The sequence below is a fragment of the Bordetella sp. BOR01 genome (assembly GCF_019218885.1).
Lineage (GTDB): Bacteria > Pseudomonadota > Gammaproteobacteria > Burkholderiales > Burkholderiaceae_B > Bordetella_A.
In genome coordinates this window covers 565,402-585,636 of record NZ_JAHUWT010000003.1, presented here as the reverse complement: position 1 = coordinate 585,636, position 20,235 = coordinate 565,402, and the positions used below count along the sequence as shown (strand labels likewise).

At 66.2% G+C, this 20,235-nt stretch carries 18 protein-coding genes; 16 read left to right on the top strand and 2 right to left on the bottom strand.

The window, feature by feature from the left end:
• The first annotated feature begins 1 nt into the window (after position 1).
• The 12 genes from KW845_RS17550 (at position 2) to KW845_RS17495 (ending at position 13,534) form a co-directional block, all read left to right on the top strand.
• Positions 2 to 967: a tripartite tricarboxylate transporter substrate binding protein gene (locus tag KW845_RS17550; protein WP_218370622.1), complete on the top strand. Its 966-nt coding sequence runs from the start codon at positions 2 to 4 to the stop codon at positions 965 to 967.
• Positions 968 to 977: 10 nt separating this feature from the next.
• Complete coding sequence (locus KW845_RS17545) at positions 978 to 2,111, top strand: NADH:flavin oxidoreductase/NADH oxidase (RefSeq protein WP_218370621.1); 1,134 nt, start codon at positions 978 to 980, stop codon at positions 2,109 to 2,111.
• The gene (locus tag KW845_RS17540) at positions 2,095 to 2,937 is read left to right on the top strand and encodes an SDR family NAD(P)-dependent oxidoreductase (RefSeq protein ID WP_218370620.1); all 843 of its coding nucleotides are present in this window, start codon (positions 2,095 to 2,097) and stop codon (positions 2,935 to 2,937) included. The genes KW845_RS17545 and KW845_RS17540 overlap by 17 nt, the downstream gene beginning before the upstream one ends.
• A gap of 22 nt (positions 2,938 to 2,959) precedes the next feature.
• The gene (locus KW845_RS17535; protein ID WP_218370619.1) at positions 2,960 to 4,399 is read left to right on the top strand and encodes an FAD-dependent oxidoreductase; all 1,440 of its coding nucleotides are present in this window, start codon (positions 2,960 to 2,962) and stop codon (positions 4,397 to 4,399) included.
• A 59-nt stretch (positions 4,400 to 4,458) separates the two neighbouring features.
• The gene (locus KW845_RS17530) at positions 4,459 to 5,706 is read left to right on the top strand and encodes an ABC transporter substrate-binding protein (RefSeq protein WP_255592725.1); all 1,248 of its coding nucleotides are present in this window, start codon (positions 4,459 to 4,461) and stop codon (positions 5,704 to 5,706) included.
• Between the two features lie 31 nt (positions 5,707 to 5,737).
• Positions 5,738 to 6,610, top strand: coding sequence for a branched-chain amino acid ABC transporter permease (locus KW845_RS17525; RefSeq protein WP_218370618.1), 873 nt, complete (start codon positions 5,738 to 5,740; stop codon positions 6,608 to 6,610).
• Positions 6,607 to 9,144 carry an ATP-binding cassette domain-containing protein gene (locus KW845_RS17520; RefSeq protein WP_218370617.1) on the top strand — a complete coding sequence of 846 codons (2,538 nt, stop codon included), beginning with the start codon at positions 6,607 to 6,609 and terminating at the stop codon, positions 9,142 to 9,144. Before KW845_RS17525 ends, KW845_RS17520 begins: the two co-directional genes overlap by 4 nt.
• The gene (locus tag KW845_RS17515) at positions 9,141 to 9,971 is read left to right on the top strand and encodes a sugar phosphate isomerase/epimerase (RefSeq protein ID WP_218370616.1); all 831 of its coding nucleotides are present in this window, start codon (positions 9,141 to 9,143) and stop codon (positions 9,969 to 9,971) included. The genes KW845_RS17520 and KW845_RS17515 overlap by 4 nt, the downstream gene beginning before the upstream one ends.
• Positions 9,972 to 9,974: 3 nt before the next feature.
• Positions 9,975 to 10,919, top strand: coding sequence for an NAD(P)-dependent oxidoreductase (locus KW845_RS17510; protein WP_218370615.1), 945 nt, complete (start codon positions 9,975 to 9,977; stop codon positions 10,917 to 10,919).
• 39 nt (positions 10,920 to 10,958) lie between these two features.
• Positions 10,959 to 11,369 carry a cupin domain-containing protein gene (locus tag KW845_RS17505; RefSeq protein ID WP_218370614.1) on the top strand — a complete coding sequence of 137 codons (411 nt, stop codon included), beginning with the start codon at positions 10,959 to 10,961 and terminating at the stop codon, positions 11,367 to 11,369.
• Positions 11,370 to 11,377: 8 nt separating this feature from the next.
• Positions 11,378 to 12,328: an NAD(P)-dependent oxidoreductase gene (locus tag KW845_RS17500; RefSeq protein ID WP_218370613.1), complete on the top strand. Its 951-nt coding sequence runs from the start codon at positions 11,378 to 11,380 to the stop codon at positions 12,326 to 12,328.
• 108 nt (positions 12,329 to 12,436) lie between these two features.
• Positions 12,437 to 13,534 (top strand): DUF1615 domain-containing protein, encoded by a 1,098-nt coding sequence (locus KW845_RS17495; RefSeq protein ID WP_218370612.1) that lies wholly within the window; start codon positions 12,437 to 12,439, stop codon positions 13,532 to 13,534.
• Positions 13,535 to 13,568: 34 nt separating this feature from the next.
• Here KW845_RS17495 and KW845_RS17490 read toward each other — a convergent pair whose 3' ends face one another.
• The gene (locus KW845_RS17490) at positions 13,569 to 14,696 is read right to left on the bottom strand and encodes a Fic family protein (protein WP_218370611.1); all 1,128 of its coding nucleotides are present in this window, start codon (positions 14,694 to 14,696) and stop codon (positions 13,569 to 13,571) included.
• A 164-nt stretch (positions 14,697 to 14,860) separates the two neighbouring features.
• On the opposite strand from KW845_RS17490, the gene KW845_RS17485 reads away from it, so the two are divergent.
• Complete coding sequence (locus KW845_RS17485) at positions 14,861 to 16,078, top strand: CaiB/BaiF CoA-transferase family protein (protein ID WP_218370610.1); 1,218 nt, start codon at positions 14,861 to 14,863, stop codon at positions 16,076 to 16,078.
• Positions 16,079 to 16,111: 33 nt separating this feature from the next.
• Entirely contained in the window at positions 16,112 to 17,071 is a 960-nt protein-coding gene (locus KW845_RS17480) for a hydroxymethylglutaryl-CoA lyase (protein WP_218370609.1), read from the top strand.
• 2 nt (positions 17,072 to 17,073) lie between these two features.
• On the opposite strand, the gene KW845_RS17475 is transcribed toward KW845_RS17480, so the two are convergent.
• The gene (locus tag KW845_RS17475; RefSeq protein WP_218370608.1) at positions 17,074 to 17,856 is read right to left on the bottom strand and encodes a GntR family transcriptional regulator; all 783 of its coding nucleotides are present in this window, start codon (positions 17,854 to 17,856) and stop codon (positions 17,074 to 17,076) included.
• Positions 17,857 to 18,053: 197 nt separating this feature from the next.
• Between KW845_RS17475 and KW845_RS17470 the strand changes: the two genes are divergently transcribed.
• Both KW845_RS17470 and KW845_RS17465 read left to right on the top strand, forming a co-directional pair.
• Positions 18,054 to 18,932: a CoA ester lyase gene (locus tag KW845_RS17470; RefSeq protein ID WP_218370607.1), complete on the top strand. Its 879-nt coding sequence runs from the start codon at positions 18,054 to 18,056 to the stop codon at positions 18,930 to 18,932.
• A gap of 69 nt (positions 18,933 to 19,001) precedes the next feature.
• Positions 19,002 to 20,213, top strand: a complete 1,212-nt coding sequence (locus KW845_RS17465; RefSeq protein ID WP_218370606.1) for a CaiB/BaiF CoA-transferase family protein — start codon at positions 19,002 to 19,004, stop codon at positions 20,211 to 20,213.
• Positions 20,214 to 20,235: the final 22 nt, after the last annotated feature.

Below are 20,235 nucleotides of genomic sequence, written 5' to 3'. Positions count from 1 at the left end.
CATGAAACCGATCAACCTGTTGAAAGCCCTGGCCGCAGTCGTGCTTTGCACGCCCCTGGCCGCCCACGCGGCGTGGCCGGATAAGCCCATACGCCTGGTCGTGCCGTATCCACCCGGCGGGATGACCGACGTGTTCGCCCGGCCGCTGGGGCAGAAGATGTCCGAGCTGCTGGGCGTGTCCGTGGTGGTGCAGAACCGCGCCGGCGCGGGCGGCACGGTGGGCTCGGCCGCCGTGGCGCGCGAGGCCCCCGATGGCTACACCCTGATCCTGGGCACGTTCGGCACACATGCCGTCAACGATGCGCTATTCAAGAAGCTGCCCTACAACTCGTTGAAAGACTTCACGCCGGTGTGCACCGTCGCGGCGGTGCCCAGCGTGCTGTCCGTGAATGCGTCCTCGCCCATCCAGTCGCTGGCGCAATTGCTGGATACCGCGCGGGCGCATCCTGGCGACCTGACGCATGCCAGCACCGGCATCGGTGCCTCGCCGCAATTGTTGATAGAGCTGCTCAAGCGAGAGGCAAAGGTCGATATCCGGGATATTCAGTACAACGGCGGCGGCCCCGCCATGATGGCGCTGCTGGGCAACCAGGTGTCGATGATCTTCGACACGATAGGAACGTCGCTGCCGCACATCAAGGCCAAAGACATCAGGCCCCTGGCCATCAGCAGCAAGCATCGTTCGCCGCAGTTGCCCGATGTTCCGGCCGTGGCCGAGACGCTGCCGGGCTTCGAGGTGGTGCCCTGGTTCGCCATCTGGGCGCCGGCCGGCACGCCGCCCGAGATCGTCGAGAAACTCAATCAAGCCATCAATACGGCCTTGAAGTCACCCGACGTGGGCGAGAAGTTCGCCAGTATCGGCGCCGAGGTCATGGGCGGCAGCGTGGCTGACTTCACCGCCTTCCATCGCGCCGAGTACGACAGGTGGGCGAAGTTCATCCAGGAAACCGGCATTACGCTCGAATAGGACTGAAGACATGGCTGCAACCGCATTGTTCTCGCCGCTGCTCCTGCGCGACCTGACATTGAAGAATCGCATCATGCTGTCGCCGATGGCGCAGTACGCCGCGCTGGACGGCAGTGTGACCGACTGGCATTTCGCGCATTTCGCCAAGTTCGCCGTGGGCGGCGTCGGCCTGGTCTTCACCGAGGCCACCAAGGTTGAACGGCGCGGCCTGGGTACTGTGGGCGATATGGGCCTGTGGAAAGACGAGCAGATGGCGCCGTTGTCCCGTATCGTGGATTTCGTTCACGCGCAGGGCGCCGCCGCGGGCATCCAGCTGAACCACGCGGGCCGCAAGGCCGGCACGTTGAGGCCCTGGGAAGGCTACGGAACCCTGGATAGAAGCGCGCCCATCGAAGGCCAGCCACACTGGGAAGTGATAGGCCCCAGCGCCATTGCGTATATGGACGGGTGGCCGATCCCGCGCGAAATGACCGAAGACGATATCGCGGCGGTGATCGATGCGTTTGCGCAGGCCGCGCGCCGCGCCGACAGTATCGGATTCGATGCCCTGGAACTGCACGGCGCGCACGGATATCTGATTCACCAGTTCTTGTCCGAGGCTTGCAACCAGCGCCGCGATCGCTGGGGCGGCAGCCTCGAGAACCGCATGCGTTTCGCGCTGGAGACCGTGGCTGCCGTGCGTCGCCATTGGCCGGCCGGCAAGCCCCTGTTCTTTCGTATTTCCGCTGTCGACGAGGGAGGCTGGACACTGGGTGACTCTGCCCGTCTGTGCGCCGAACTGAAGCAGCGCGGCGTGGACGTGATCGATTGTTCGTCGGGCGGCATAGGCACCCGGTCACCCACCGCTGCCGCCATCAAGCGGCCCATGGGATTCCAGGTGCCCTACGCGCGGCAGGTGCGCAGCGAGGTGGGGGTGGCCACCGCCGCAGTGGGGCTGATCATCGAGCCCGGGCACGCGAACGCAATCATCGAGCGGGGCGACGCCGACCTGGTCGCCATTGGACGGGAACTCTTGTTCAACCCGTTCTGGGCGCACCATGCCGCGGCACATCTGGCCCAGGACCCGGGGTTTGACATGATGCCGCCTCAATATCAGTGGTGGTTGCAGCGGCGGGCAAGGGCGGGCTATGGACCGGCAGCCTGATCGAGCGGGCGGCGCCGGCCGTCCCGTTACCGTGGTCACCGGTGCGGCGGGGGGCATCGGCCGTGAGTTGGTGCACGCACTGCTGGACCAGGGACACCATGTGCTTGCCGTGGTACGCCGGCCCGCCACGTTTGCCGGGCGCCAGCAGGCCGGCCAGGCAAGCCTGGTGCAGGTGGTGGCGGACTTGACGGCGCAGGCGGGACGGCTGGCGGTGGTGCAGGCTGTCCAGCAGCATTTCGGGGGATTGACCAGCCTGGTGAACAACGCCGGCATCGGCATGGGCAGCATCCGGCCGGACTACTACAAGCGGCCTGTGCAGCTCGCCGAGATCGATGCGCAGACGCTGCAGCGCTTTCTGGACGTGAACGCGCACGCACCCATTGCCCTGGCCCTGGCCCTGTTGCCGTGGTTCAACCTGGGATGGGGCAGGATCATCAACGTTGGCACCAGCCTGACGGCCATGCTGCGCCCCGGGTTCCTGCCCTATGCGATGTCGAAGGCGGCGCTGGAGTCGGCTTCGGCGGTATTGGCCGAAGATCTGCGCGGCACGCCCGTCACCGTCAATGTGTTGAATCCGGGCGGGCCCGTGGACACGCCCATGGCAAGACGCGAAGAACAGGCTTATCGGGCGGCGCTGATCGCCCCGGCGCTGATGGCGCCGCCCGTGTGCTGGCTGGCGTCCGCGGCATCGGGCGGGATGCATGGCCGCCGCGTGACGGCAACACGCTGGCATGAAGCGGCGGCGATGGACGGCACCGATCCTGTCGGTTGGCCGCAGTTGGCCAATGACTCTACCTGGGCGGCAGCACCGTCCTGCGGCGCATAAAGGGATGGCAATGAGCGTGGCAATGAACGAAACGGTCGATGTGGTCGTGGTGGGGGGCGGCGGCGCCGGCCTGGCCGCGGCGATCGAGGCCCGGGAAGCGGGCGCGCGGGTGCTGTTGCTGGAAAAAAATCCCAAGCTGGGTGGGTCCACGGCCTGGTCCATCGGGTCGGTGTCCGCAACGCAGACGCCGCATCAGCGCGCCAAGGGTATCGTGGATACGCCCCAGCATCATTGGGAAGACATGCCCGGATTCGCGGGCGAACTGGCGCCGCGCGACAACGACGCCTTGCGCAAGATACTGTGCGATGAAGTGCCGGCGGCATTCCAGTGGCTGCTCGATAGCGGCGTGCGCTTCATGGGCCCCATGCCCGAGCCGCCGCATCGCCAGCCGCGCATGCACAACGTGCTGCCCAACTCGCGCTCGTTCATTTATCACCTGGAGCGGCGCGCGCGGCGCGCAGGGGTGGTGATCCGGTGCAACGCGCAGGTCCGCGACCTGGTGGTGGAAAACGGCCGGGTAACGGCGGTGCGCATCGACCTGGACGGCCAGCCGCATACGGTGGGCGCTACCAAGGGCATCATTCTTGCCGCCGGCGACTTCACCAACAGCCCGGAACTGAAGGCGCGCTTCATGGGGCCGCGCGAGGCCAAGGTCGAGGCGATCAACATGACCGCCACCGGCGACGGGCAGCGCATGGCCGAGGCGCTGGGCGCGGTGGTGCTGAACGGCGACCTGGCCCTGGGGCCGGAATTGCGCTTCATTCCTCCGGCCCGGGAAACCCTGGTGCGGCGCCTGCCGCCCTGGCGCGCGCTAGCCGTCTTCATGCAATGGTCGATGGAGCATATGCCCCAGGCCTTGCTGAGGCCCTTCCTGATGCAGTTCCTGACCACGGCGCTGGCCCCTTCGCTGGCCTTGTTCGAGGCCGGGGCCGTACTGGTCAACCAGCATGGCAAGGCGGTGACGGCGGCGCCCGGCCAATTGGCCTACGCCCTGGCCGACGAGCCCGGCAATCGCGGCTGGATCGTGTTCGGGCGCGAGATCGCCGAACGCTTCTCGGCTTGGCCGGATTTCATTTCCACGGCACCGGGCGTTGCCTACGCCTATCTGCCGGATTACGCGCGAAACCGAAAAGACATCCATGCCCGCGCCGATAGCCCGCGGTCCCTGGCCGACAAGCTGGGCATGGACAGCACGCTGCTGGAACAAGCCATGGCCAACCAGACGGCCAGCGGACCGTTTGTTGCCCTGGGGCCGGTCCGGTCGGTGTTCGTGCATAGCGAAGGAGGGCTCAAGGTGGATCTCTCGCACCGTGTCCTGGACAGCGGCGGGCAGCCGATTCCGGGCTTGTATGCGGTGGGGTCCACAGGGCAGGGCGGCTTATTGCTGAAGGGACACGGCCACCATCTGGCCTGGGCGTTCGTGTCCGGGCGCAGGGCGGGAAAACAGGTGGCCGCATTGTGACGCGGGTATCGGGCCCCTGCGGGGCGACGACATCTTCAATAAAGGACAAGGAGACAGCGATGGACAGAATCGAATCGATGGCGGTCCGCCTGGTACGGCGGACGGGCGCGCGGGGCAGGCTATGGGCGTGCACCGCGCTGATGTGCGCCTCGATGGCCTCGTGGGCGCAAGACAGCGGGCCGGTGAAGATAGGCATGGTCTTTCCCAAGCAAGGGCCCAGCGCGTCGATCGGCGAGTTCCTGTCGCGCGGCGCGATGCTGGCCGTCGAGCAGCACGGCAAGGTACTGGGCCGCGATGTCGATGTGGTGTTCCTGGATGAGCCGAATGCGCAGCTTGCGCAGCAGAATTTCCAGAAGCTGGTCGATGAGCATCGCGTGGCCGGCGTGGTGGGCGCCAACAGCAGCGCGTCCGCCCTGGCGATGATGGGCGTGGCCGCCCGCAGCAAGACGCCACTGGTCGTGGCCGGGGCCGCGGCCCGGGAAGTGACCGGGGCCAACTGCAATCCGTACACCTTTCGCTTCCAGGCCACCGTGCCCGTGCAGATGGCCGGCCTGATGCCCATCGTCGACAAGCAGGGCAAGAAGGTGTACTTCATTACGCCGGCCTATGCCTTTGGGCAGGATATCCTGCGCACCGGCCGCACCATGCTGAAAAGCAACGGCGGCCAGGAAGCCGGCGTGGACGAAGTGCCGCTGAATACCGCCGACTACAGCTCATATGTGCTGAAGATCCGGGCCGCCCGGCCGGATGCGGTCGTGGGCGGACTGGTGGGGCAGGACCTGTCGAATTTCCTGAAGGCCTGGAACGCCATGGGCATGAAAGACAAGATCCCGTACTACGAGATCGCGGTCAGCGATACCGACTTCTGGGACGTGGGCGCCGCGTCATCCGCAGGCACGTACGTCAAGCCCTGGTATTACAACGACCCGGCCAACAGCGAAGCCGAGAAAGCGTTCACCAAGCTGTTCATCGAGAAGTATGGCCGTCCGCCGGCAGACAAGGCGTACTCGGGATGGCTGTCGATGCGCTCGCTACTGGATGCGATCGATGCCGCCAAATCCACCGAAGGCCCGGCAGTGGCCGCCGCGCTGGAGCAATGGAAGGACGACAAGGGCGCGTTTCCCGCCTATTACCGCACCTGGGACCACCAGTTGATCCGGCCGTCGGTGATCGCGAGCATCAAGAAAGACATCACCGACAAATGGGACTTTTTCGATGTCGTCGGCCACACCAGCCAGGCCGAAGAAGACACCTTGCGCGATTTCGGCACCAAGGAAGAGGTCGGCTGCAACATGCCGGCACGGTGATGGGCCGCGTTCCACGTTGAGAGGGTGAGCCGTGTTCAATGAGATTGTGCTGTCCCAGGCGGCCAACGGTATCGTACTGGGCGTCCTGTATGTGTTGATCGCCGCCGGGCTATCGATCACCTTCGGCCTGCTGGGAGTGATCAACTTCGCGCACGGTGCCTTCTTTGCCCTGGGCGCCTATTTCGGCCTGACCCTGTACCAGTGGTTCGGCTGGCTGGCCGTGCCGCTGGCGCCCATCCTGGTCGCCGCGGTGGGCATGTGCCTGGAAGTCGTGCTGATCCGGCGCCTGTATGGCAAAGAGCCTTTGCTGAGCCTGATCGTGACCTTTGCCCTGGCACTGCTCATCGAGGCGATCATCCGCTTCGTGTGGGGGGCGGACGGCAAGCCGTTCAGCCCGCCGCCTTTCCTGACGGGGGTCTTCGAGCTGGGCCCCTTGCTCATGACCAGCTACCGGGTGGCCATGCTGGGGGCAACCGTCCTGACGCTGTTGGCGTTGTGGGCCTTCCTGGTGTTCACCCCCTACGGACGCATTCTGCGTGCGGGCAGCCGCGATCCCGAAATGGTCGAGATGCTGGGCATACCGCTGCCCCGCGTCATGACCGGCGTGTTCGGGCTGGGCTGCGGCCTGGCGGCCATTGCCGGCGTACTGGCCGCGCCGCTATGGAACGTCTCGCCGTCGATGTCGGCCAGCGCCATCATGCCGGCCTTCGTCATCGTGGCGATCGGCGGGCTGGGCTCACTGCGGGGCGCCACCGTGGCGGGGCTGCTGGTGGGGGTCGTTACCTCGCTGACGATCCAGTTCTATCCGCATGCCGCGGGCGCGGCGATGTATGCGTTCATGTTCCTTGTCCTGCTGCTGCGTCCGCGCGGCCTGCTGGGTGAGCGTTGGGAGCGATTCGAATGAAAGGTCATGCATCCAATCCCGTGCTGGTCATCGCGGCGTTCCTGCTGCTGCTGACTGCCGGCGCGTTCGCCATGGGGATGCCGGTCTCGCGCATTACGCAGGTCGCCATCTACGCCTTGTACGGCATCGGGGTGAATTTCCTGATCGGCTATCTGGGCCTGGTGCCGTTCGGGGCGTCGTTCTTCTTTGGCGTGGCCAGCTATGGCGTGGCGATATTCTCGAAGGCCGTGGTGTCGAACGAGATCGTTGCCCTGGCGTTCAGCGCCGCGTTTTCTTTGGTGCTGGCGGTGGCGCTGGGCGCGGTGATCCTGCGCCGCCGCGGGTTGTACTTCTCGTTGTTGACGCTGGCATGTTCGCAGATTGCGTTCGAAATCGCGTATAGCTGGACTTCGGTGACGGGCGGAGAGAACGGCATACAGGACGTGCCGCGCCCGCTGTTCGGCTCCACGCTGGCCTTTCATTTCTTCACCCTCGCGGTGGTGCTGATCGCGGTTTATGCGCTGTGGCGGCTGGTGCACGCGCCGTTCGGACGCGTGCTGCAGGCCATACGCGACAACGAGCAACGGGTGTCCAGCCTGGGGTTCAATGCGCTGGCCATCAAGCTGGCTGCTTTCTGCATATCGGGCATGCTGGTGGGCGTGGGAGGCGGGTTGATGGCCTTGCTGCTGCGCGGCGCCTATGCCAACAACCTGAGCTGGCAGCATGCGGGCGACCCGGTGCTGATGGCGGTGCTGGGCGGGGTGCATCATTTCCTGGGCCCGCTGTGGGGGGCCACCACCTTCATCATTCTCGAGGACCGGCTCAGCGCCATCACCGAGAACTGGTGGCTGATGTTCGCGCCCATCATCATCCTGTTCGCGATCCTGTCGCCGGAAGGCATGCACGGCATACTGCGCCGCTGGATCCGGCGCGACGAGCGCTGGACGCTGGTGCGGCATGGCATTCCGCCGCGGCCGGCAAGCATCGCACCCTATGCGCCGGCCGCGGCACGCACCGTGCAGGGCAGCCAGCCCATCTTGTCGGTGCGCGGCCTGTCCAAGCGCTTCGGCTCTATCGTGACATCCGAGGATATCTCGCTGGATGTACACGACCGCCGGCTGCACAGCCTGATCGGCCCCAATGGCGCGGGCAAGACGACGCTGTTCAATATCCTGACCGGCCTGATGGCGCCCGATGCCGGCACCATCACGCTCGATGGCCGCGATGTCACGCGCTTGCCGGCATACCGGCGCGCCAGGGCGGGGCTTTCGCGGTCGTTTCAGATCCTGAGCGTATTTCCCAATCTGACCACGTTCGAGAACGTGCGCGTGGCCACGCAAGGGGCGCATCGCCCGTGGGGCGGCTTCTGGCGCGACGCCTACGATAACCAGCCGGAGAACGCCCGCGTCTGGTCATTGCTGGATGCCGTGGGCCTGGCCGATCGGGCGGCCGACCTGTGTTCGGAACTGTCGCACGGCGAGAAGCGGCTGCTGGAGATTGCCTTGTCGCTGGCGGGCAGCCCGCGCGTGCTGTTGCTGGACGAGCCCCTGGCCGGCCTGGGCGAGGCCGACCGCCAGGTGGTGTCGGCGCTGATCGTACGGCTATCGCAAACCCATGCCGTGCTGCTGATCGAGCACGATATCGACCGGGTGCTGGCCTTGTCGGACCGCATCACCGTACTGCACCAGGGCCGCTTGATCGCCGACGGCCTGCCGGACCAGGTATCCCGGCATCCGGACGTGATTTCGGCGTATATGGGCAAGCCCGCCGAAGAAGCCGGCGCGCCCCGTGGCGCGGCACCAGCGGTGCCTGTCGCCAGCGCCAGCCGCACGGATGCCGGACACGCCATGCCCTTGCTGGAATTGTCGGGCGTGAAAGCCGGCTACGCCGGCGGCGCGGTGCTCGATGGGTTGGACCTGGTGGTGCAGCCGAACGAGGTGGTGGCATTGCTGGGCCGCAACGGCGTGGGCAAGACCACGACCCTGCGCACGATCATGGGCGTGGTCAAGGTCAGCCAGGGCAACATCCGTTTCGACGGCCAGGACATCACCCATGCCCGTCCGGACCAGATCAATCGCCAGGGCATCGCGGTGGTGCCGGAAGGACGGCGCCTGTTCCCGAACCTGACGGTGCACGAGAACCTGCGCATTGCCGCCCGTGCCGGCGGAGCCAGCCAGGAAGAGATCTACAGCCTGTTCCCCAAGCTGCGCATATTGGCGAAATCAAGGGCCGAGAACCTGTCGGGCGGCGAGCGCCAGATGGTGGCGGTGGCGCGGGCCCTGATGGCGCCGACGCGGCTGATCTTGCTGGACGAACCTTTCGAGGGCCTGGCGCCCGCGGTCGTCAAGGATATACGCGAAGCCGTGCAGCGCATCTCGCGCCAGGTCAGCATGATTATTGTCGAGCATCACGCCGAGTCGGCGCTGGCCCTGGCAGAGCGCGCTTATGTGCTGGTCAACGGCCGGGTCGCCTATGCGGGGCCGGCCCATGCGCTCAGCATCGACGTGGCGCTGCAGCAGCGGCTGCTGGGTGTCGGCCAACAGGAGGCGGCATGAACGCGCGCGTGGCGGGGATCAATACCTACAGCTATATCTGGAGCCATCCGATCCGCGAGTGCCTGGCCGGGCTTGCCGCATTGGGCTACCGCCAGTTCGAGGGCGTCATCAACCCGCCGCACCTTGACCTGGACACCTCGCCGCAGGCCCGGCGCGAGATCGTTGCGCTGATGCGGGGCGAAGGCTTGTCGTTCACGTCGCTGAATCTGCCCAGCCTGGACACCAACCTGGCCAGTCCGTTCGCGGATACGCGCGCGTATTCGGTGGGCATGTTCAAGAAAGCGATCGTGCTGGCCGCCGAGCTGCACGCTTCTTGCCTGGTGACGGTGCCGGGGCGCCTGAGTCCGTTGCTGGCGCCGGCGCGCGCGCTGTCCAGGGCCTGGGTGCAAGATACGGTGCAGACACTGGTTCCGTACGCCCGCGAACATGGCGTGAAGCTGGCCATCGAGAACGTGCCTTTCGCCGCCTTGCCCACCGCGCGGGATATCGGCGATTTCCTGGATGAAATGGGCAATGGCGATGTGCTGTGCGCCTGCTACGACGCCGCCAATGCGCATTTCATCGGCGAGGCACTGCACGACGGCGTGCGCAGCCTGGCGGGGCGCATTGCCTTGCTGCATTGTTCGGACACCACCCGTACTGCCTGGCGCCACGACCCCATAGGCAAGGGGGATGTGCCATTCGGGCAGTTGGCGGCGGCGCTGGGAGCCCAGGCGTACGCCGGGCCGATATTGCTTGAGATCATCGACCAGGATGCGCAAGCATCGATCGTGCAAAGCCACGACGCCCTGGCGGGCGCCGGCGTTGTTGCACCCAGGGAGGGCTAGGCGATGGAACAGATTCCCCATTTCGACCCGCAACGGCCGCGCGTGCTTGTTACCGGCGCGGCGGGCCTGCTGGGGCGCCATGTGGTGCGCGAGCTGCTGCGCCAAGATGTGCAGGTGCGCGGCCTGGACCTGCGTGCCGGGGCCGAGGACATCGAGTGGCAAACCGGCGACATTACCGATCCGGCCGCCGTGGCGCGCGCCGTGCAGGGCTGTTTCGCGGTGCTGCATATTGCCGCGCGGCCCAATATCTGGTCGGGCGACGAGGACGACATCCTGCGCATCAACACGCTGGGTGCCTGGAACGTATTCCGCGCGTGCGAGGCAGCAGGCGTGGGGCGCGTGGTGCTGTGTTCCAGCGATTCGGTCATGGGCTATACCGTGCGCGAAGGCGCCATGGTGCCGCCCGACTACCTGCCTGTGGATCTTGCGCATCCGCTGCGCGCCACCGACCCGTATGCCATCAGCAAGGTGCTGGGCGAAGACATCGGCCGGGCATTCGCGCTGCGGGGTACCCAGGTCATCGCCATGCGCACCGTATTCGTGGCGTACCCCGAGATGGAGGGCGAGATCCGGGCCCGCGCCCGCGACCCAGATGCATATGTGGGGCGCCAGGCGGGCGGGCCTTCGTCGGCGGGCGGCGGTCCGCTGTTCAATTACATCGATCCGCGCGACCTGGCGCATGCTTTCTGGCTGGCCTTGCGCATGGCGTCGCCCGGCACGGGGGCCCTGCCATTCGAGGCCTTTTACCTGGCCGCGGCCGACACGCTGGCGCCCGAACCCACGGTGGGGCGGCTCGAGCGCCTGCTGGGCCGCCAGGTACCGGTGCGCGACCCCGCGCTTTACCGAGACAACCCCCATGCGTCGCTGTACGACCTGGGGCCGGCCCGTGAACGACTGGGCTTCGTGCCGCGGCACAGCCTGCGCCACCTGATAGATGCAGCGGCGTGATTCGATTCCTTATGTTCTTTACCAGCGAGGTACACAAGCATGAACGACAACGGAAAGGCCGAAACCAAGACGGGCGCTTCGTCTTTGCCCTACGCGCCGGCGGTCACGCGCAACCTGGCGGAACTGCTCTGGACCGAGTATCCGGGCCATCATCACCAGGCGCTGTCCAAGGCGATCGTCACCCCGGACCTGAACGGAAGCAAGTTCTTCGATCATCGCATCTCGTGTTACGAGCCGGGCGCCTACGTGGAAAGCCATGTTCATAAAGTGCAAGAGCAGATCTACCATGTGCTGAGCGGCGAAGGCGTGCTGATCACCGACGGCGAACGGCGCGTGGTGCGCGGCAACGACGTGGCCTTCATTCCGCCCGGCGTCGTGCATGAACTGCACTGCACCGGCACGGACACCCTGGTGTTCCTGGTGATCACCACGCCACCCACCGACGAATGAGGCACGCCATGTCGCAACGTATTCTGGTGACGGGCGCCGCCGGCTGGCTGGGAATCGCCATCGTGAAGGCGCTGCTGGCGCGCGGCGACGAGGTGGTGGCACTGGACTTGCGGGTCACCCCGGCACTGGCCGGACTGAAGCAGCGCCATCCCGGCCTGACGCCGGTAGAGGCCGACCTGGGCGAGTGGTCGCAGGTCATCGATGCATTCAAGGCCCACGAGCCGCAGGCGGTGGTGCATACCGCCGCCATCGTGGGTGTGGCATTGGCCGCCGATGTGCCGATCAAGGCCATGCGGGTCAATACCGAGGGCTCGGTGAACCTGTTCGAGGCCATGCGCCATTTTGGCGTGCGCCGGGTCGTGCATATCAGCACGGAAGAAACCTACGGCGATTTCACCGCGCAGATCATCGACGAGAACCATCCGCAGCGGCCCACCAGCATCTATGGCCTGACCAAGCTCGCTGCCGAGCACTACGGCCGCGTCTATGCCGACCGCCATGGACTGGAGTGCATCAACGTGCGCACGTGCTGGGTCTATGGGCCCGACCTGCCGCGTGCCCGGGTGCCCAAGGTGTTCGTGGATGCGGCGCTGGCGGGGGGCTCGTACCATCTACGTACCGGCGGCGACCTGGCAGTGGACCAGGTGTATATCGACGACACGGTGGCCGGCGTGCTGCTGGCGCTGGACAAGCAGCATCACCGGTTCGATGCCTATCACATCGCGACGGGGCAGGCGCCCACCATCGACGACGTGGCGCGTATCGTGCGTGAACTGGTGCCCGGCGCCAATGTGACCACGGCGCCGGGCTGGTACTTGCACGGCGACCGCTACCCCACGGCGCGCAAGGGGGCGCTGGATATCTCGCGGGCGCGCAAGGAACTGGGCTATGCGCCGCAGTACGATCTGCGCCGCGGCATCGAGGCCACCGTGCAGGCGGCCAGGGCCATGCCGGGATAGCCGGCGTGTATGATCGGGCACTCGCCTTGCGCGACCCGCGTCCAGGCTTTCAACAGGGCAATACGAGTGCCAGTTCCGGTTCCGGGAAATCCCAGCCCAGGTTTTTTCATGGGCCCGTGGCGCCGCGGCCGCGCCGCGCGCTGCCTGGGTGCGGCGTTGCTGGCCCTGCTGGCCGGCTGCGCCACCCAGATTCCCGAAGAACCCACGCGCGGCGCCACCGAGATACGCGCCGACCTGAAACGGCTGTTGCCGCCGCAGGTACCAGACCGCGATGGCTGGGCGCGCGATATTGCCGTGGCCTTCACCGCGCAGGGGCTGGATTCCAGCCAGACCTACCTGTGCGCCGTGCTGGCCGTTACCGAGCAGGAATCGTCGTTTCGCGCCGACCCCGCGGTGCCGGGCTTGCCGGGCATCGCGCGGCGCGAGATCGAGCGCCGCACGCAAGCCATGCATGTGCCGGCCTTCCTGGTGAACGCGGCGCTGAACGTGAAGTCGCCCACGGGCAAGACCTACAACCAGCGGCTGGATACGGTACGCACCGAAAAGCAGTTGAGCGAGATCTTCGAAGACTTCATCGGCATGGTGCCCATGGGCCGGCAGTTGTTCAGCGGACTCAATCCGGTGCATACCGGCGGCCCGATGCAAGTCAGCATCGCCTTCGCCCAGGCGCACGCGCAAGACTACCCCTATGCCGTCGAAGGCTCGATCCGCCGCGAGGTCTTCACCCGGCGTGGCGGCATGTACTTCGGCATTGCCCACCTGCTGGGCTATCCGGCCAACTACGATTCGGTGCTGTACCGGTTCGCCGATTTCAACGCGGGCTGGTATGCCAGCCGCAACGCGGCCTTCCAGGCCGCGGTCAGCCGCCTGTCGGGCATCGAGCTGGCGCTGGATGGCGACCTGCTGATCCACGGGTCGATAGACCCCAGCCGCACCGAACGCGCCGTGCGCGCCATCCGGCGGCGCCTGGATATCAACGAGGCCCGCATCCGGCCGTCGCTGCAAAAGGGCGGCACCCTGGAATTCGAAGAAACGCAGTTGTACCGGCGCGTGTTCGAATTGGCGGATAAGGACGCCGGCCAGCGCGTGCCGCGCGCGGTGCTGCCGGGCATCAAGCTGGAAAGCCCGAAGATCACGCGCAACCTGACCACCGCATGGTTCGCCAACCGGGTGCACGGGCGCTGGAAGCAGTGCATGGCGCGGTAGGGGGCGAATCGCCTGTTGTGCTTGTGCCTGCAAGCTACGGTGCCGCGGGGATGTTCAATTCATAGCTGGTGCTGCGCCCGCCGGCTGGCGATCGTCGCAGGACGTCTCGCGCGACCAGCTCGTTGATGTCGCGCAGCGCGGTATCGGCGGAACACTTGGCGATGGCCGCCCACTTGGTGGTGGTCAGCTTGCCTTCGAAGCCGTCGAGCAGGCGGTTGACGAGCCTGGTTTGCCGTTCGTTCATGGGGGTGCCGGCAACCTGCTGCCAGAACCGGGTCTTGCCCAGTACGGCATCGAGCGTGCGTTGCGCCTGGGCGATGGCCCGTTGCAGGGCGGACAAGAACCATGTCAGCCATGCTGTCACGTCCAGCGTACCCTTCTGGGTTTGTTCCAGTATCTGGTAGTAGGCCTCGCGCTCGCGCCGGATCTGCGCGGCAAGGCTGTAGAAACGCTGCGAGGCATTGTCGGCCCGTGCAAGCAGCAGGTCGCCCAGCGCGCGGGCGATGCGGCCGTTGCCATCGTCGAACGGGTGCAGGGTCACGAACCATAGGTGGCCCAGGCCGGCCCGGACGAGGGGTGGTTCGTGGGGCGGGCTGTTGATCCAGTCGAGAAAGCGGCAAGTGTCGGCTGCCAGGCGGGTGGCCGGGGGCGCTTCGTAATGGATGCGATGGCGCCCTACAGGCCCCGATACGACTTGCATCGGGCCATGTGCGTCATCGCGCCAGGCGCCTGCCGCAATGCGTACCAGGCCAGAATGGCCGGTGGGAAATAGCGCGGCGTGCCAACCGAGCAGGCGTTCTTGCGTGACGGGGGCGTGGCAGTTGGCGGTGGCATCGAGCACCACTTCGACAATGCCTTCGACATGGCGGTCGACGGGAGCCAGGGCGCCGATGTCCACCCCCAAGCGCTGCGCAATGGAAGAGCGCACCGATGCGACATCGAGCTTTTCGCCTTCGATTTCGCTGGTCTTGACGACATCGTCGGTCAGGACCGACAGGCTGGCTTGCGCGCGTACCGGCAAGCCGGCGTCGACCAGGCGGCCGGCCAGCAGGCCCTGGGCATGGCTGACTTCGGCCAGCAATGGAGCCAGCGCTGCCAGGTCGTAGCGCCAGTGCGGCCAATCGGGGGCCTGCCAGATGTATAGATAATCTCCGCGATCCATGCGGAGATTATGGGCTGTATTCTCCGCACATGCAATTATTCACCGCAAATAATGCAGAGAATAAGCGGCTTATTCTCCGCACGGCACATGGCTCATCGAAGGGTTGACGCTATTCCATACGTCCTTTAATGTACGTACAAACGTACATTATTCAGGAGGCGAACATGGCTGTTTCCCCCCAGGCCGGGCCGCAGGGCGCGCTGGCTGGCGTGAAGGTGCTGGACCTGTCGAATTTCCTGGCCGCGCCCATGAGCGCGATGTTCCTGGCCGATTTCGGCGCCGATGTGATCAAGGTGGAAAGGCCGGGCAGCGGCGACGAAGTGCGCAATTGGGGGGAAAGCAAAGAGGGGGTGGGCCTGTATTTCAAGGTGCTCAATCGCGGCAAGCGCGCCATCACGCTAGACTTGCGCACGCCGTTTGGCCAAGAGGCGGTCAAGCGTCTGGTGGCCGACATGGACATCGTGGTCGAGAACTACCGCAGCGGCACCCTGGAAAAATGGGGGTTGGGCTATGACGCGTTGAAAAGCATCAATCCCGGCCTGGTGATGATGCGCGTGACCGGCTTCGGCCAGACCGGCCCGTATCGCGAGCGCCCGGGCTTTGGCACGCTGGCCGAGGCGTATGCCGGCTATGCGCAGATTTCCGGCTACCCCGACCAGCCGCCGTTACTGCCCGGCTTCGGCCTGGCCGATTCCACCACCGGCCTGATGGCCGCCTTCCTGGCCATGGTGGCCCTGCAGCACAAGCAACGCACGGGCGAAGGGCAGTACGTGGACCTGGCCATCTACGAAACCCTGCTGACCCTGATCGGGCCGCATGTCATCAACTACGACCAGTTGGGCCTGGTGCAGGAACGCAGCGGCAGCCGACTGCCCTTCACGGCGCCGCGCAACACCTTCCAGACGCGCGACGGCAAGTGGCTGGCGATTGCCGGCAGCGCGCAATCGACCTTCGTGCGCATTTGCCAGGTACTGGAAGTGCCTGGCTTGATTGACGATCCGCGCTTCGCGGACAACCGCCAGCGCCTGAAGCACGTGCGCGAGCTGGACGAGGCCTTGCAGCAGGCAGTGGGGCGCTACGACCTGGACGACCTGCTGGCGCGTTCGGCCGACTTGCAATCGACCATGGCGCCGGTCAACAACGTGGCGCAGATCTTGGCCGACCCGCAGGTGCAGGCACGCGAGAACATTGCCACCGTGCACGACGAAGAACTGGGCGGCCCGCTGCGCATGCAGAACGTGGTGGGCAAGCTGTCGGCATCGCCCGGCAACATACGCGCGCCGGGGCCGGCACTGGGCCGGCACAACCGCGAGATCCTGGTCGAGCGCCTGGGCTACACCGAGGCTGAATTGAAACGCGCCGGCATCGAACTGGCCGACTAAGGCCTGCCGACACCAACACTAAAGGAGCAAGCCATGCCCATGCACTTCCCGGCGCGCGTCCAGGTGGCCGAGGTCGGCCCGCGCGATGGCCTGCAGAGCTTTCCGGCCTGGGTATCCACCGACGACAAGGTGAGCATCATCGACCGCCTGTCGGCCGTGGGTTTTCCGGTGATCGAGGTGACGGGCTTCGCGCATCCGCGCGTCATTCCGAACCTGAAAGACGCCGAAGAGGTCTGCGCCCGCATCCAGCGCCGTGCGGGCACCGTATACCGGGGCCTGGCGCCGAACGCGCGCGGCGCCGAACGCGCCGTGCGGGCCAAGGTCGACGAGGTGGTCGGCCTGACCATCGGCAGCGCCGCGTACCTGAAGAAGAACCAGAACATGGACCCAGGCCAGGCCAATGCGCAGGCGATCGAAGCCTTTCGCATCGCCGACGCGGCGGGCCTGCGCTATGTGCTGGCGCTGGGCATGTCGTTCTGGTGTCCGTACGAAGGCCTGATTCCCGAGGAACGCATCGAGGCCATGGTGGGCGAGTTTCGCAATGCGGGCATCCGGCGCCTGTACCTGGCGGGCTCGGTGGGCATGGAAGACCCGCGTCACGTCAACCGCTTGTACGTGCGGCTGGGCGAGCGCTATCCCGATATGGAACTTGGCTTTCACGTGCACAACCTGTCGGGCATGGCCACGGCCAATATCGCGGCGGCGCTGGATGGCGGCGCGGCATGGCTGGAAGGGGCGATATGCGGCATCGGCGGCGGCATCGCCATGCCGCAGACATTGGGCGCGGTGGGCAATTTCCCCACCGAAGACCTGGTGCGCATGCTGGGCCTGATGGGTATCGAGACCGGGCTGGATGCCGACGACGTGCTGGCGGCCGCGCGCGACGTGGCGCGCCTGCTGGATATCCAGGCGCGCAGCCATGCCACGCACGGCGCCACGCGCGAGGCCGTGACCCAGTGGGGCCGCGACCATCCGCACGAGCATCCGGCGTGAGCCTATTCGTCGGTGTTGTGGGCGCGAAAATGCGAGCTTTGCGTGTAGCGCCCGCTGGGGTAATGGCCCAGGCCCACCTGCACGAGCTGGCCGGCGCGGTCCAGGTAATAGCGGGTGATTTTCAGCGCCGCCTGGCCTTCGGTGGCTTTCAGGGCGCGGGCCATCTGGCGGTCGAGATTGGCCGCGGTGATCTCTTGCTGTACTTCGACGATGCGCACGCCATAGCGGGCTTCCACCAGCGAATAGATGGGTTTGCGCAATACCTTGACCGAGGCCAGCACGTCGGCGAATTCCGGCCGCAGGTAGACCTGCAGATAGCTCATGGGCGTGGTGTTGCCGACGATGGTACGCACGATGTTGGTCTCGGCCCAGGCCTGCCCGGGTTGGCAGTGCAGTTGGGCAGCCCAGGTATCGTCGGCCACGATCTCGCGGCGCGACTGTACGTGCATTTCGGTGGCGTCCACGAATTGCAGCAGGTCGGATACCGAATTGATGCCGCTGAAAAAACGCAAGCCTTGCGGACGGGACCGCACCTTTGTGCCCACGCCGGGACGCGACCAGATGATGCCTTCGTCTTTCAATTCACGCAGGGCCTGTCTGACCGTGTGGCGGCTGACGTTGTAGCGCAGCGCCAGTTCGCCTTCGGTGGGCAGGGTGCTGCCTACCGGATAGCGGTCATTTTCGATGTCTTGCTTCAGGGTGCGTGCCAGCGCCGCGTACAGCGGCTGCCGCCCACCCGAAAACGCATCGAAGGCAACAGGCGGGGACGACGGGTTAGTTGCCATGCGGTGACCAACGTTGGGATTGAGACGGATTGTAATGGAGCACCCGATTCGGGCGTGGTGGCACAAGCCGCGTTAACCCGATATTGACAGTGCCCAGTTTGCTGGATATTGTACGTACATTCGCACAAACAAAAACCCTGTGACGAACCGGCAAGGCGCCCGCCGGCGGTTCGCCCACTTACCCGTGGAGAGTTTCGATGCCTGTGCTGCGGTCCTTCCTGTTTGCCCCCGCCAACCACCCCAGGCGTGTCGAGAAAGCGTTCACCCTGGGCGCCGACGCGGTGATCCTGGATCTGGAAGACGCATGCGCGGTGTCGGAAAAAGCCGCCAGCCGCCCGAAAGTCGTGCAGGCCATGCAGGCGCCGCGTTCGTGCCTGGGCTATGTGCGGGTCAATCCTCTGCCCACCTCTTTTGCGTATGGCGACCTGACCGAGACCGTGCGCCCCGGGCTGGATGGCGTGCTGCTGCCCAAGGTGGAATCGGCGGCCGACCTGCAGACCGCCGATTGGCTGATCGGCCAACTGGAACGCGAGCACGGCATGGTGGCCGGCAGCGTGGACCTGATCGGCTTGATCGAGACCGCGCAGGGCATGGCCCGGCTGCCCGAGATACTGCGCGCCAGCCCGCGCGTCAGGCGGGTGGCATTCGGGGCGGGCGACTACACGCTGGACCTGGACCTGACCTGGACCCGCGACGAGACCGAACTGGCCGCCTACCGCAGCGAGATCGTGCTGCAGTCGCGCGCGGCCGGCCTGGAGCCGCCGCTGGATACCGTGTGGGTGAACCTGAAAGACCCCGACGGTTTCGCCCTGTCGGCGCAGCGCGCGCGCGGGCTGGGCTTCCAGGGCAAGCTGTGTATCTATCCTGACCAGGTGCCCGTGGCCAACGCGGCGTTCAGCCCCAGCGATGCGCAAGTCGCGCATGCGCGACGGGTCATGGACGCTTTCGCGCAGGCCGAGGCCCAGGGCTCGTCGGCCATCCAGCTCGATGGCCAGTTCATCGACTACCCGATTGTTTATGCGGCCCAGCGGGTGCTGGATGCCGCGCAACGGATTGCCGCCGCGCAGACGGCATGAACCGGCGGCGCGCGGCCCGCGCATGGGGCCGCGCGCTTGCCGCCGCAATGCAATACCGAGGAGACAGGCATGCAAGACAAGGCAGCAGGGGTACGGCCGCTGGATGGCTTGAAGGTCGTCGATGTATCGAGCTTCCTGGCCGGGCCGTTTTGTTCGACCCAATTGGCCGAGTTCGGGGCCGACGTCATCAAGCTGGAATTGCCGAAGGTGGGCGACGCGCTGCGCCGTTTCGGCAGCATCACGCCCAGCGGCGATTCGCTGCCCTGGCTGTCGGAGTGCCGCAACAAGAAATCGGCCACGCTGGACCTGCGCACCCCGGAAGGCGCGGAATTGCTGAAGGCGCTGGTGGCGCAGTCGGACGTACTGGTCGAGAACTTCCAGCCCGGCACCCTGGAAAAATGGGGATTGGGATGGGACGTGCTGCATGAGGTCAACCCGCGCCTGATCATGGTGCGCATCTCGGGCTACGGGCAGACCGGGCCCTACAGCGGCCGTCCGGGCTTCGGCCGCATCGGCAATGCGTTCGGCGGGCTGTCGTACCTGGCAGGCTATCCCGACCGCCCGCCCGTCACGCCCGGCTCGGCCACGATTCCCGACTACATGGCCGGCCTGTACGGCGCGCTGGGCGTGCTGCTGGCCATGCAGGCGCTGGCCAAGACCGGCCGCGGGCAGGTCATCGATATCGGCTTGTACGAACCGATCTTCCGCATCCTGGATGAGCTGGCGCCCAGCTATCACATGAAGGGCTATGTGCGCGAACGCATGGGCCCGGGCACGGTGAACGTAGTGCCCCATAGCCACTATCCCACGTCGGACGGACGCTGGATCGCCATAGCCTGCACCAGTGACAAGATCTTCGAGCGGCTGGCCCTGGCGATGGGCGTGCCGGAGTTCGGCGGCGACGGCAAATGGGGCACGATCGGCCAGCGCGAAGCCGAGCGAGCCCTGGTCGACGAGTATGTCGGTACCTGGACGGCACGCTACCCGCGCGACGAGGTGCTGGGCATCTGCGAACAGTTCCAGGTGCCGTGCGGGCCGGTCTACGCGGTGGACGAGATCTTCGAAGACCCGCAGTACAAGGCTCGCGGCAATATCGTCTACATGAAGGACGAGCGCGGCGAGTATGCCTTGCCCAACGTCGTGCCGCGCCTGACCGACACCCCGGGCGGCATCGATCACATGGGACCCACGCTGGGCCAGCACAACGACGAAGTGTTCCGCGAGCGGCTGGGCCTGTCCGAGGCGCGCATCGCCGAACTGACCCGCGCCGGCGTCATCTGACCCGGCATCCGCCGACACTCAC

What these genes read in the sequence shown, in the direction of transcription:
- KW845_RS17550 (WP_218370622.1), top strand. Translation starts at nt 2, where the DNA reads ATGAAACCGATCAACCTGTTGAAAGCCCTGGCCGCAGTCGTGCTTTGC.
- KW845_RS17545 (WP_218370621.1), top strand. Translation starts at nt 978, where the DNA reads ATGGCTGCAACCGCATTGTTCTCGCCGCTGCTCCTGCGCGACCTGACA.
- KW845_RS17540 (WP_218370620.1), top strand. Translation starts at nt 2,095, where the DNA reads ATGGACCGGCAGCCTGATCGAGCGGGCGGCGCCGGCCGTCCCGTTACC.
- KW845_RS17535 (WP_218370619.1), top strand. Translation starts at nt 2,960, where the DNA reads ATGAACGAAACGGTCGATGTGGTCGTGGTGGGGGGCGGCGGCGCCGGC.
- KW845_RS17530 (WP_255592725.1), top strand. Translation starts at nt 4,459, where the DNA reads ATGGACAGAATCGAATCGATGGCGGTCCGCCTGGTACGGCGGACGGGC.
- KW845_RS17520 (WP_218370617.1), top strand. Translation starts at nt 6,607, where the DNA reads ATGAAAGGTCATGCATCCAATCCCGTGCTGGTCATCGCGGCGTTCCTG.
- KW845_RS17515 (WP_218370616.1), top strand. Translation starts at nt 9,141, where the DNA reads ATGAACGCGCGCGTGGCGGGGATCAATACCTACAGCTATATCTGGAGC.
- KW845_RS17510 (WP_218370615.1), top strand. Translation starts at nt 9,975, where the DNA reads ATGGAACAGATTCCCCATTTCGACCCGCAACGGCCGCGCGTGCTTGTT.
- KW845_RS17505 (WP_218370614.1), top strand. Translation starts at nt 10,959, where the DNA reads ATGAACGACAACGGAAAGGCCGAAACCAAGACGGGCGCTTCGTCTTTG.
- KW845_RS17500 (WP_218370613.1), top strand. Translation starts at nt 11,378, where the DNA reads ATGTCGCAACGTATTCTGGTGACGGGCGCCGCCGGCTGGCTGGGAATC.
- KW845_RS17495 (WP_218370612.1), top strand. Translation starts at nt 12,437, where the DNA reads ATGGGCCCGTGGCGCCGCGGCCGCGCCGCGCGCTGCCTGGGTGCGGCG.
- KW845_RS17490 (WP_218370611.1), bottom strand. Translation starts at nt 14,696, where the DNA reads ATGGATCGCGGAGATTATCTATACATCTGGCAGGCCCCCGATTGGCCG.
- KW845_RS17485 (WP_218370610.1), top strand. Translation starts at nt 14,861, where the DNA reads ATGGCTGTTTCCCCCCAGGCCGGGCCGCAGGGCGCGCTGGCTGGCGTG.
- KW845_RS17480 (WP_218370609.1), top strand. Translation starts at nt 16,112, where the DNA reads ATGCCCATGCACTTCCCGGCGCGCGTCCAGGTGGCCGAGGTCGGCCCG.
- KW845_RS17475 (WP_218370608.1), bottom strand. Translation starts at nt 17,856, where the DNA reads ATGGCAACTAACCCGTCGTCCCCGCCTGTTGCCTTCGATGCGTTTTCG.
- KW845_RS17470 (WP_218370607.1), top strand. Translation starts at nt 18,054, where the DNA reads ATGCCTGTGCTGCGGTCCTTCCTGTTTGCCCCCGCCAACCACCCCAGG.
- KW845_RS17465 (WP_218370606.1), top strand. Translation starts at nt 19,002, where the DNA reads ATGCAAGACAAGGCAGCAGGGGTACGGCCGCTGGATGGCTTGAAGGTC.